Source organism: Acidobacteriota bacterium (assembly GCA_016700075.1).
GTDB lineage: Bacteria > Acidobacteriota > Blastocatellia > Pyrinomonadales > Pyrinomonadaceae > OLB17.
Window position 1 is genome coordinate 2,858,634 of sequence record CP065000.1, and the last position, 12,421, is coordinate 2,871,054.

7 protein-coding genes and 1 tRNA gene are annotated in these 12,421 nt (G+C 55.2%); 6 read left to right on the forward strand and 2 right to left on the reverse strand.

Annotated features, from left to right (window positions below):
• Position 1: 1 nt before the first annotated feature.
• The gene (locus IPM50_13005) at positions 2-1,261 is read right to left on the reverse strand and encodes an MFS transporter (protein ID QQS32559.1); all 1,260 of its coding nucleotides are present in this window, start codon (positions 1,259-1,261) and stop codon (positions 2-4) included.
• A complete protein-coding gene (polA, locus tag IPM50_13010; protein QQS32560.1) occupies positions 1,251-3,959 on the reverse strand; it encodes a DNA polymerase I in 2,709 nt (902 codons plus the stop codon). The genes IPM50_13005 and polA overlap by 11 nt, the downstream gene beginning before the upstream one ends.
• A 138-nt stretch (positions 3,960-4,097) precedes the next feature.
• Between polA and IPM50_13015 the strand changes: the two genes are divergently transcribed.
• From IPM50_13015 to IPM50_13040, 6 genes are all read left to right on the forward strand, one after another.
• A tRNA-Glu gene (locus tag IPM50_13015) sits at positions 4,098-4,172 on the forward strand.
• A gap of 71 nt (positions 4,173-4,243) precedes the next feature.
• Complete coding sequence (locus IPM50_13020; GenBank protein QQS32561.1) at positions 4,244-6,043, forward strand: tetratricopeptide repeat protein; 1,800 nt, start codon at positions 4,244-4,246, stop codon at positions 6,041-6,043.
• Between the two features lie 584 nt (positions 6,044-6,627).
• Positions 6,628-8,184: an apolipoprotein N-acyltransferase gene (lnt, locus tag IPM50_13025; protein ID QQS32562.1), complete on the forward strand. Its 1,557-nt coding sequence runs from the start codon at positions 6,628-6,630 to the stop codon at positions 8,182-8,184.
• A gap of 156 nt (positions 8,185-8,340) precedes the next feature.
• On the forward strand, positions 8,341-9,459 hold the full coding sequence (gene prfB, locus IPM50_13030; protein QQS32563.1) for a peptide chain release factor 2: 1,119 nt from the start codon (positions 8,341-8,343) through the stop codon (positions 9,457-9,459).
• Between the two features lie 66 nt (positions 9,460-9,525).
• Positions 9,526-11,937 (forward strand): DNA translocase FtsK 4TM domain-containing protein, encoded by a 2,412-nt coding sequence (locus IPM50_13035; protein ID QQS32564.1) that lies wholly within the window; start codon positions 9,526-9,528, stop codon positions 11,935-11,937.
• A gap of 202 nt (positions 11,938-12,139) precedes the next feature.
• Positions 12,140-12,421: a helix-hairpin-helix domain-containing protein gene (locus IPM50_13040; GenBank protein ID QQS32565.1), complete on the forward strand. Its 282-nt coding sequence runs from the start codon at positions 12,140-12,142 to the stop codon at positions 12,419-12,421.

The following is a 12,421-nucleotide window of genomic DNA, read 5'->3' on the forward strand; positions in this document are numbered from 1 at the left end:
CTTAAAGGCCCGCCGCGAGCGGGCTTTCTCTTTTTCCCAGCAGGAAAATGACGATGGTTGAAATGAACGCCGCAGCGCACACAGCGGTCACAACATAGAAAGCCGTAGTGTAATCACCGCCGTTCGCGTCAGCGAGATAGCCTGTAACACGCCCACCGATAGCGGCGCCTATGACCTCGATCATCGTTAGAGCACCGAGTATCTTCGCAGGTTCTCGTTGGCCGAACGAATCGACCGTCAGCCGCTGCAGCAGAACAAATGTTCCGCCATAACCAACGGCGAACGGCAGCAAAAAGAGGAATGCGTTCGATGCGGTAAGGTTCAAAAGCACAAGCGATGCAGCGAACATAAGTCCCGCGCAGAAGATAATAACGGCAATAGTTCCGAGTCTGTCACTTAAGTATCCCGCGAGAAAACGTCCGCCGATGCCCACCGTGAAAAGCAGCGACTGAGCAAGAGCAGCGGTCTCAGCAGAGATGCCGATCCGTGGCGTCTGCAGGTAAAGAATGAATTGCTGGGTCGTAGCAAAGATCGGATAAAAAACAAGTGCGCCGCAAGCGGCAATAGCCCAGAACAGCGGTGTTCTTAAAGCCTGGCCAAGCGTTGCTCCTGACACCTCTTCTGCCGCCTCAGTCGCTTCTTTTCCAACCGGCGCCGTTTCCCGAACAAGGAATACGACCAATGGCAGCAATACCGCCCACACCAACAGGCTCAAGATCACTAGAGCCGTTCGCCAGCCGTATTCTGCGATCAATGGTTGAGCCAGCAGCGGAACGACGGCACCGCCTAGGCTTGTCCCTGTCAGCAGAATACCGAGAGCAAGCCCGCGACGAGCCGAAAACCAGCGCGACACCAGAACGATACATGGAGCGACGCCGATGAATCCCAGCGACGCGCCCATCAAGAAACGCGACAGATAAAATATCGGTATGGTATCTGAAATACTCAGCAAGATCGTCCCGCCGCCGAGCATCACGCAGCCGAGCATCATCATCGGCCGCAGGCGAAATCGGGTGACAAGCCAGCCGCCGATCAGAGAGAAAAGCCCGGACATCAGAAACGTGATGTTTGCGCCGTTCGCGATAAAAGTTTCGGCGACGGACGTGTTTACGATGCCGGCTGCGACAAACTCTTCTCTGATCGGTTTGTAAAAAGGCGGCAGGCCGCTGATCGACAATCCGTTGCTGACCAGCAATGCGAAAGTCGAGACCGCGAGGATGGCCCACGCAAATGCCGGAATACTGGCGGAGCTATTTCGCATCCATCCAATTGTTGCCCACTCCTATCTCGACAACGAGCGGGACGTCTAGAGTAGCTGCGTTCTCCATTTCGCGAACTATGATCTCGGATGCCGTCTTGACCTCGCTTTCCGGGGCCTCGAAAAGCAGCTCATCGTGGACCTGCATGATCATCCTTGTTTCGAGCCCTGCATCGAGCAGTGCTTTTTCCACACGGATCATCGCGATCTTTACGATGTCGCTTGCGGTGCCCTGGATCGGCATGTTTATCGCTTCGCGTTCAGCACGCGACCGGACGGCGAAGTTTCGGTCAGTGATTGACGGGAAGTATCGTCGGCGGCCGAATAGAGACGTGATATAGCCTTGTTTTCGCGCCTCTTCGGGAATGCGGTCCATATATTCGCGTATGCCTTTGTATGTCGCGAAATAGTCGTCGATGACCTTGCGGGCTTCTTGCTTTGAGATCCCGACGCGCGTCGATAGTCCGTATGCTTCGACGGCGTAGGCGATGCCGAAATTGACGATCTTCGCCAGGCGACGTTTTTCTTTTAGGTCTTTCTCGTCGGTCGCTCCAAAAACAAGGCGAGCGGTCTGTGCGTGGATATCCTCGTTGTTCTTATACGCTTCGAGCATTCGCTCGTCCTTCGTGATGTGAGCGAGAATGCGCAGTTCAAGTTGAGAATAATCCGCTGAGATCAGCTTGTTGCCTTTTTCCGGAATGAACGCTCGGCGGATCTGCTGACCGAGTTCGGTGCGGACAGGGATGTTCTGCAGATTCGGCTCGGTCGATGAGAGACGGCCAGTTGCGGCGACCGTTTGATTCAAGCAGCCGTGAACGCGGCCGTCGCCGCGGATCATCTTTGGCAGAGCGTCGGCGTAGGTCGCCTTCAGCTTGTCCATCTCGCGATAATCGATGATCAACTGCGCGATCTCATACGTTTGGGCGAGCTCAACGAGGACGTCGTGGCTGGTAGAAATTTGGCCGGTCGCGGTCTTTTTGCCGGTCTCTATATTAAGTTCGCCAAAAACCTCGCCCACCTGCTTCGGTGAGCCGATGTTGAACTCACGCCCGGCAATGGCGTATATCTTTTTGCTGATCTCGTCTAGGTCATTTGAGATCGTTTCCGAGAAAGCGATAAGCCGCTCTCCGTCCACCTTCATACCGACAAGCTCTATATCGACCAACACATCTATCGTAGGCATCTCGATATCCCGATAGACGCTTTCGAGCTTGTTTTCGCGAAGTTTCGCCAAAATTGTCGGCAAGGTGCGTGCGATCAGATCAGCGCTTTCCGCGGTGCGGAATGCCGTTTCGTCCCATTTTTCAGAAATTGCACGAGCCGCGTCGATATCGCCGTAGATCTGAGCAAGGAAATCGACCGGATAGCTCGACCGCGTCGATTCAAGCAGGTAGGCGGCGATCAGTATGTCGTTCCTGATACTCGTCGGCCGTATGCCGAGTTTGAGTAGGGCACCTGTGTTTCGCTTTGCGTCGTGGGCCGAAATCGAAAAGTACGGATTCATCAGAATATTGCGTATCGGCGTGATCGCATCGCCGTCAAAATTCTCAAGATCGACGTAAAACGACTCGCCATTACCTATCGCAAAAGCAACGCCGAGGGGCCGCAATTTGTCGTAAACGCTCGTTCTTTCATTGGAATTTGCATCGTTTACGTGAACGGAAAAATCCGTGATTTCAAATAGTCGTCGAACCAGACTATCGAGTTCCGGACGGGTCGAGATCACTGAATACCGAGTTTCGACATTTCGGTTGGTTACGGAATCGAAAAGTCCGCCGCTTTCGCCCGTCGGGGTGTCCGCTCCGTCGGCAAATTCGTTCGTTAGCGACTTGAATTCCAGCTCCCGAAACAGCTCGTAAGCCTTTGCGCGGTCGGGCATTCGAGCTTTCAGATTTTCGATGTCGAGATCGATCGGCACTTCGCAATGCACGGTTGCAAGCTCAAGAGATTGCAAAATAATGTCGCGATTGTTCTGCAGGCTTTCGCGATAGGTCTTGTGCGAGATCTTTTCGGCATTCTCCATCGCACCGATAGCCGAGCCATACTCGAGGACGAGCTTCAACGCGCCTTTTTCGCCGATGCCTGGCGCTCCGGGAATGTTATCGACCGAATCGCCCATCAGGCCGAGTAGGTCGATTATCTTGTCGGGCGGAACGCCGAATTTATTTACAACCCACGCCTCGTCACACCATTCGATCGGCGGGACGGGAACCTTACGTTTCAGGTTTTGCGAATTTTGCCGCATTGCGATCACGTACGGGTCGCGGACAAGCTGGCACAGGTCCTTATCGTTCGAGACGATCACGGCCTGCATTTTGCGCTTTTCACATTCTTTGGCGAGTGTGCCGATTATATCGTCGGCCTCGTAGCCGTCCATTTTTAAGATGGGAATATTGAACGCCTCGCAAACCCGCACGATATAGGGAAGCTGTTGTGCAAGTTCGTCCGGCATCTCCTCGCGGTTCGCTTTGTACGCCTCAAATGAGTCGTGTCGAAATGTAGGAGCAGCCGTGTCAAAAACAGCGGCGATATACTCCGGACGCTCGTCATTCAGAAGCTTGCGCAGCATATTCGTAAATACGAAAACCGCCTGCGTCACCTGGCCTTTGCTGTTTCGCATCGGCTCCTGTCGCATACCCATCGGAGCGAAAAACGCACGAAAAATATGCGACATCGAATCGATCAGAAAAACTCGCTTCATTTCCTGATTACATTAAACCATTCACTGTAATTGCGCCAACACGGACGGAAATTGGACAAACGACGTCCGATCTGATTGACAGGAAAGTTCATTTTCGATAGCCTAACTGTTCGCCTGATGGAAGGCGGAGCATTTTGTGTCCGGTTCGTCTAGGGGTTAGGACACCGCCCTTTCACGGCGGCAACACGGGTTCGAATCCCGTACCGGATACCACTTTTTTGATAGATCGTGCATCGTAATTGACAGAGATTCGCTCCGCTTCGGGCGAATCTTTTGTGTTTTTGATGAGAAATTTTGCAAAGAGATTATTAGTTGCCGCCGTGGTTGCCGGGTTTGCGGCACTTTCGGCTTCCGCACAATCTGCGGTAACGGACCGGGTTATCATATTGCCGTTCGAGAATACCTCGGGAAAGCCTGAGTTCAACTGGGTGGGTGAATCATTCGCCGGTTCGCTTTCGGAATTACTGAAAGTTCCCGGACTCGATGTCGTCTCGAACGATGAGCGAAAGATAGTTCAGCAGCGTCTGCGGATTCCTTTGAGCGCATTGCCGAGCCTTGCTGCGTCTTTGAAGATGGCCCGCGACTCTAACGCGAATCTTCTCGTTTCCGGCCGCTATAACATAATTCCCGCTGACAAAGACGTGGCGGCGACGATCAACATCAACGCCCGAATTATACGTGTTAACGAGGGCCGCCTCATGACCGAGCTTATCGATGGACGCCAGATCACCCGCGATATCAACCTCACGGATGCACTTGCGAATCTCCAGACGATCCAAGGCCAGGTTGCGTATCAGGTCTTGTATCAACGCGATAAATCTCTGCCGTTCTCGCAAAATCAACTGATCGAATCTGCTAACAAGATCCCCGCTCGAGCGTTCGAAGCATACATAAAGGGACTTATCACGAACGACTCGCAGGCTCGCGAGGTTTTTCTCATTAACGCGGGCAGGCTCTTCGCTGACGGCACTTCCGGCGGGATTTACGCCGAGGCGGCTCTTGAACTCGGCCATCATTATCTCGGCCAGCGAAAGCTTGCCGATGCTATTGCGGCTTTTGAACGCACTGTAACTGCGTTGCAAGGATGCAGGGAAGCGGCTCGTGCCGAAAAGCGTCCGTCGAACTGCAACGACGAAGCATTCGCCGAAGCGTCCTTTTACATCGGTGTGATCTATTGGCAGCAGGGAAATTTCGAATCTGCACTCGCGGCGATGCGGCCGCTGACCGAGGAATTAAAGCTCACTACTGTTTTTAACGCCTTAGGGTCGATCTCGGTTCAAGCTGCCCGAGCTGAAAAGCGAAACCCCGGAAATGCTGCCAAGATGCTCAACGAAGGTATCGAATTCCTGAAACAGGCGAGTGAGGCGGCCGACGACAATTCAGCTGTGCGGTTCAATTATGCGTTCGCATTGTTTCTGAACGGCAATTTTTCTGAGGCTGCAACCCAGTTTCGTGCGGCTCTCGCATTGAATCCGCGGGACGGCGAGTCGTATTACATGCTTGCTAAGGCACTTGAAGCGCTCAATGACCCGACCGCGAAAGACGTTGACGATCAGGCACGGCGAAATCTGACTGAGAACAACCGCTATGCTCTGCTCGAACGCGAGTGGGCCAAGGCAAAAAATGGCACCGGAATCAATTTGCGTGTCGATCAGCCGGCGAGAAAGGATTTTCTGACCGTCGTCATGAGCCGCCGTGCTGCGACGCCGATAACTACGCGTATAAGCGAAACTGAGGCATTGCTCGTACGTGCGAGAACGCTCGTTAAGGATGGCAAAGATGATGAAGCGATGACCGCGCTCCGAAGCGTTTTGGCGAGTGAGCCAATGAGTGCGGAAAGCTATCTGCTGCTCGGCAAGATACATATACGCCGACGCGACCTTGACCAAGCGATCAGTTCGTTAAAGACAGCGATATTTTGGGACAGTCGCCTGATCGAAAGCCACGTCCTGCTGGGCAAGATCTTCGTTGAACGCGGCAACTGCCTCGAAGCGAAGAACTACTCCGCATCGGCTCTCGAGATCGATCCTGAAGACGCTGACGCACTCGGACTGAAGCGTTTGACCGAAAGATGTTCCAAATAGTGTAGTCGTATTGTGACTCCCGCGGTTTTTGGGACCGCTAGTTGTAAAGTTAGGTAAATTCCAATAATCCGACACGTGTAAGAGCCTGTCTTTACGGGCTTTTCTTTCCTATACATATTTTTCCAAAGATAATTTCCGCGAAACTCGGAAGTTGTGGCACGCTACGTGCTTTAGTAAACAGCGGCCAGCTTGATATCAAATATCAAGACCCCGCCGCCATCACTACACCGAGCGCGGTTTGCCACTGTGCTCTTGAACCTTCCGAGCGTTCCTTCAGTTGTCCTACCATTCGAGCCCGACCCAAAAGGTCGGGCTCGCCTTCTTTATATACTGCATTTATCGATATTTGGCTTAGATGCGGGATATTCGTTCATTTTGATTCATTGTGTGAACGCCGTTTTGATCCTCGATGATCGTTTTGGGTCATTATGACGGGATTCTTGTTTCCGGGTGGGTGAATTCTGACATAACGCGTCATTCATAGGTGACAAAAATTGTCGCATCCTGACCGTTCATCGGTCAGATTGACGTTTCGCCATCGCCGTTGCTCACGCGAGGGCTTCTGCATTTGCTAATCTATCTGCGTGAAGTTCTTGCCGTCCTGGAAGAATGCATTGCTCTCGCTGCTTGCTGCGGGATTGCTGACGCTTGCGTTCCCTGATTTCGAATGGTGGTGGATGGCGTGGTTCGCACTCGTGCCTCTTATGTGGGCGGTCGAGCGCGAAGGCAGTGTCGGGCGTTCGTTTTTGCTCGGCTGGCTGTTCGGCACCGCGTTCTTTTTCGGCACGTGCTGGTGGCTCACCTACGCACCGATACACTACGCCGCGATGCCGTGGCCCGTTGCGTACTTACTTATATTGATCGCCTGCATCGGTGCAGGTGTTTTTCCGGGTATATTTGCGGGAATATTGTCGCACCTGCTTCGACGTTTCGGGTACTGGGCATTTCTCGCCGCACCGTTCGTTTGGGTATTAACGGAATTTCTACGGTACTGGCTGACGGGGAATAATTGGAATGCTGTTGGGTATTCGCAATTCGAAACTAGGGCCGGCTTGGGGGCGGCTATCGGAGGAGTTCTTTACGTTACCGGCATTGTGGCGATGGCCAATTCATACCTGATCTTCCTTCTTAGATATCAGATGTTGGTCAAGATCGAAAGGGAGTTTCGTTTGGCAACAGCGTTAGTGTTGCTCGCAATAGCCGGATCAATGTCTCTGCCCGTTTTGCATTATGAGCAAACGAGACCTCCGAAGGACGGCCCAGTGTCGAGGATCATAGCTCTCCAACCAAACGTCCCGATGTCGGGGCTCAATTTCGACAAATGGCAGCAGCTTAGGCAGCGGCAGTTTGACGTCGCAGAGTCCGAGATCAACAAACTGACCACTGACCACCGACTACCAACCACCGTCATTCTCCCCGAATCGCCGATGAACTTTATGTACAACGACGATCGGGAGTTTCAGCAGTACGTGCGGGATTTTACGACGCGGAATAATGTCAGCCTGCTGTTCAATTCTGCCGAGCCCGACCCGACAAACGGCAAATATTTCAATTCCGCAGTAATGATCGGGGCTGACGGCAAGATGGCCGCTCAGTACGACAAGATCTATCTGCTGCCTTTCGGCGAGGCTGTGCCGGTGCCTTTTGAGAGCGTCATGCCTGCCTTTGTCGGGAATTTTTCATACGGCCGCGAATACGACCTGCTGCCTTTCGGCGATGCGGCCGGCGGCATAATGATCTGCTTTGAATCGCACTTCGGCCAGCTCTCCCGCGAATACGTCAGCCGCGGTGCCGACGTGCTGATCGAGATGACGAACGACGGCTATCTCGGCCCGACGCCCATCTTGCGGCAACATCTCGCAAACGCAGTTTTCCGCGCCGTCGAGACCAATCGCCCCGTCCTCCGCGTCACAAACGTCGGCATAACCGCCTACATAACCGAACGCGGCGAAGTACTAGACCCCGCTCCGGTGTATCAAGAAGACACACGCGTCTGGACCGTGTCGAGATCCGATGGCTCGCAGACCTTTTATGTGAGGTATGGGGATTGGTTCGCGTGGTTGTGTACGATCGTTACGTTGGGGTTGTTGATATTCGGCATCGCAACCGGTCGAAAGTCGCCGTTGGCGACGGGAGGTTGACCGATATTATGTATCTTCTCTCACGCCCTTGCTCACGCGCGGGCTTCTGCAGCATCGAAAAGGTCAGAACCACCTGCGGTAGCGGGTGGTTGAACGAGACAGAGCTTTCTGTCAAAGTAATCAGTAGAAAATATCTTAAACCACCCGCTACCGCAGGTGGTTCCGACGTTATGGAACTCACCGACCTACGAGAAAAATTCGACGCGATCAAAGACAAAGTTGCCCAACTTGGGAGGTTTCTTTGACGCGCCTGGCAAACAAACTCAACTAGACGAACTGGAACAGCAGATATCCGCCGCGGGATTTTGGGACGATCAGACGACGGCTCAAAAGGTCGTCCGGCAGCGTTCGCTGATCGAAAAGCAGCTTGAACTGCAGAAAGGATTCGAAACGGGCGTTTCGGACGCCGAAGTTCTTTTCGAATTTGCAGAAACCGACGATGATTCGGCAAAAGAACTCGAACAACTGATCAAAAGGCTCGATGCCGAGGTCGCTGCCGCCGAGGTACAGTCGCTGCTTTCGGGCGAGACGGACGCAAACAATGCCATCTGCTCGCTTCAGGCCGGTGCGGGCGGCACGGACGCGCAGGATTTCTGCCAGATGCTGCTTAGGATGTATCTCCGCTGGGCCGAGCGGAAAGGCTTTTCGGTCGAGATATTGGATGAGCAGCCCGGAGCGGAAGCGGGCCTGAAATCTGCGACGTTCCGCGTCGAGGGTGATTATGCATACGGACTGCTCGCTGCCGAGGCCGGCGTGCATCGCTTAGTTCGGATCTCGCCTTTCAATTCCGGCGGCAGCCGTGAAACCTCGTTCGCGTCGATGTTTGTCTCGCCCGAGATCGACGAGAATATAGACGTAAAGATCGAAGACAAAGACCTTCGCATCGATACTTATCGTTCGAGCGGTGCGGGCGGCCAGCACGTGAACGTGACGGATTCTGCGGTAAGAATTACGCATTTACCGACGAATATTGTGGTAACTTGTCAAAATCAGCGGTCGCAGATACAGAATCGCGCCGTTGCGATGCAGGTGCTGCGCTCGAAACTTTACGAGATCGAGCTCGAAAAACGCCGCGAAGGAGCCGCTGAACTCGAGGCCGGCAAGATGGACATATCGTTCGGCTCCCAGATACGCAACTACGTCTTGCATCCTTATCGTTTGGTAAAAGACACGAGAACGAAACACGAGACCAGCGATGTTGACGCGGTTCTGGACGGAGCCATCGACGAGTTCATTCAGGAATTTTTGTTGTTCAAGAAGGGCTCGTCACATTAAGCAGGATTGATTTTCGTCGCCAACGGCGACAAAGAGCTGATCATTTTTCGTTTATAGTTGTTCACTGTGAAAACATGCCCGACATGCAAGGCCGTATACCGAGATGACGATATCAATTATTGTCTGGCGGACGGGACGACGCTGATCGCCAAAAAAGGCAAGGCGGCCGAGCATTCGCGTTGGAACGATGTGGCGGCGATCGTGTTGGCGGCATTGGCGGTGCTTGTTTTTCTTTCACTCATCACGAACGACCCGAACGACCGTGCGGTGTTCTCGACAGGCAACGGAACGGGCGTAACGAAAAACTGGATCGGGCCGCTTGGTGCTAATATCGCGTCCATCCTCATCAATCTTTTCGGCTGGACGTCGTTCCTTTTTCCGATGCTTATCGCTCTGGCGGCATTGCGCGTTCATCAGGCGGATACGCTGGTGCCAAAGCCGCTGCGGATCGCGGGTTTCGTGTTTTTCGTCGTCGCTCTGTCGGGGCTGATTGCGCTTTTCGGCGGTTACGGGGCGATCGTCGGCGAGGCCTCGGCGGGCTGGACGGCGTATTTTATCGGCCGCATCGGGGCGATAATTTTGCTGGCCGCGGTGTTTATTAGTTCCGTCGTTCTGCTGACGAATTTCACCGTCGCGGGTTTCATGGGGCATTTTGAACTCGCGTGGAGCAATCTGCGTCTGCGGTTTTCGGAATGGCGTGCACGGCGGCGTTCATCGCATATGGGCGAGACGGAGGCCGCGGTGCAGCGTGCCGAACGGCGGCGTAAAAAGCGCCAAGACCCCGACGACGCCGTTCCGCCGACCATAATCGGCGACGAGCCGCCGCCTTCGCTGCCGACCGTCATTGCTGCCGAAGACGCACAGCCCGTACCGACACTGGTCGATGAACCGCCGATAGCGATGCGTCAGCCGGAACTGGTATTCGAAGAGCCCGCGGAAGCTGCCGAAGAAGACGAAGAAGCCGTTGCCGACACGCCGCCTGCGGAAGGCCAGGATTTTGCGAATTACCGCCTGCCGACGCCCGATATGCTCACGCCGCCTTCGGCACGCATCGAGGCGAAACGCGAGGCGCTGATCGAGCTAAGTCAGGAGATCGAGCGCAAATCCGGCGAGCTGAACGTCGCGGGCAAGGTCGTGAACATTCTGCCCGGGCCGGTGGTGACGACATACGAATTCAAGCCCGATCCCGGCGTGAAATACAACCGCGTCACGGGCCTCGTGGACGATCTTTGCCTTGCGCTGAAAGCCCCGTCGATCCGCATCGACCGCATTCCGGGCAAGGCCTACGTCGGCATCGAGGTGCCGAACGTCAACCGCGAGATCATTCACCTTCGCGAGGTCATCGAATCCGAAAAATTCCGCTCGTCCGACGGCCTGCTGACGCTCGCTTTGGGCAAGACCATCGACGGCATGAATTACGTGGCCGACCTGACGAAGATGCCGCATCTGCTGATCGCGGGTGCCACCGGTGCGGGCAAATCCGTCGGCGTGAACACGCTGGTGATGTCGATACTCTACAAGGCGCGTCCCGACGAGGTGAAGTTCATCATGGTCGATCCGAAGCGGCTCGAGCTCGGCCTCTACGCGGACATCCCGCATCTGTCCGTGCCGATCATCACCGACCCCAAACGCGCCGCCAACGCGCTCCGCTGGGCGGTCACCGAGATGGAGCGGCGTTACAAGGATCTCGCGGGTTACAGCGTCCGAAATATCGCCGGCTACAACGTCGAGGCGAAACGCCGCAACGAGCTCGAACAGTGGGACGACAACGGCGAGCCGCACAAACTGCTGCCCTACATCGTCATCATCATCGACGAGCTCGCCGATCTGATGATGGTCGCGGGCAAAGAGGTCGAAGAATCCATTACGCGGCTGGCGCAGATGGCGCGTGCGGTCGGGATACACCTCGTATTAGCGACGCAGCGGCCGTCCGTTGACGTAATCACCGGCCTGATCAAGGCGAATTTCCCATCGCGCATCTCGTTCCGCGTGTCGTCAAAGGTGGACAGCCGCACCATCATCGACGCCAACGGTGCCGAGAGCCTGCTCGGCCAGGGCGACATGCTGTTCCTGCCGCCGGGCCAGTCGAATGTCGTCCGCGTGCATGGCGCATTTGCCGACGAAGAAGAGATCAAAAAGGTCGTCGAATTCATCAAGGCACAGGGCCGTCCCGAATATGACCAGACCATCACGAAACCGCCCGATGAAGAAGAGGCCGACGGCGATCTGCCCGGTCGCCGCGACCCGCTGTTCATGGACGCGCTCAAGTGCGTCGTCCAGGCAAAACGCGGTTCGACCAGCCTGCTGCAGCGGCATCTGCGTATCGGCTACGGACGAGCGGCCGCCATTCTCGACGCGATGGTCCGCGAAGGCTACATCGGCGAGATGGACGGCTCCACGCGTGCCCGCCCCGTCCTGCCCAAAGCCTACGAAGACCTGCAGGACATCGCCGAAGGCGCCCTCGGCGACGAGGAATAGTTCTGCCACTGCTCCCGCTCCTGCCGCTGCTCCTGCTTTCCCCTTTGCGGTCTTTGCGTCTCTGCGACTTTGCGGGAAACGCATCACGCTAAGCACTCCAACCGACCACCGACCACCGACAACTGACAACTGAGCACCACTTTTTCACTCTTTCGCCTTTTCACCTTTCCCGCTTTGCGTTAAAATTCCCGCCGAAACACCAATGCCGCAACTGGCGATAATTCTGGCAGTCATACTGTTTACGGCCTCCTGCACGACGCGTGTCGAATACACCGGCGTGTCTCCGGCCGAGGCCGTGATCGACGTAAACACCGCCGCCGCGGCCGATCTCGAACGCCTACCCGGCATCGGCCCCAAGACCGCCGCGGCGATCATTTCGCATCGCACGGAATACGGTGCTTTCCGCCGCCGCGAACACCTGCTGCTGGTTCCCGGCATCAGCGAACGGCGCTATCGTGCGACGCTCGCCCCGGCCGCCCGTTAA

Coding starts and splice junctions, on each gene's coding strand:
- IPM50_13005 (QQS32559.1), bottom strand. CDS start 1,261: ATGCGAAATAGCTCCGCCAGTATTCCGGCATTTGCGTGGGCCATCCTC.
- IPM50_13040 (QQS32565.1), top strand. CDS start 12,140: ATGCCGCAACTGGCGATAATTCTGGCAGTCATACTGTTTACGGCCTCC.
- IPM50_13020 (QQS32561.1), top strand. CDS start 4,244: ATGAGAAATTTTGCAAAGAGATTATTAGTTGCCGCCGTGGTTGCCGGG.
- polA (QQS32560.1), bottom strand. CDS start 3,959: ATGAAGCGAGTTTTTCTGATCGATTCGATGTCGCATATTTTTCGTGCG.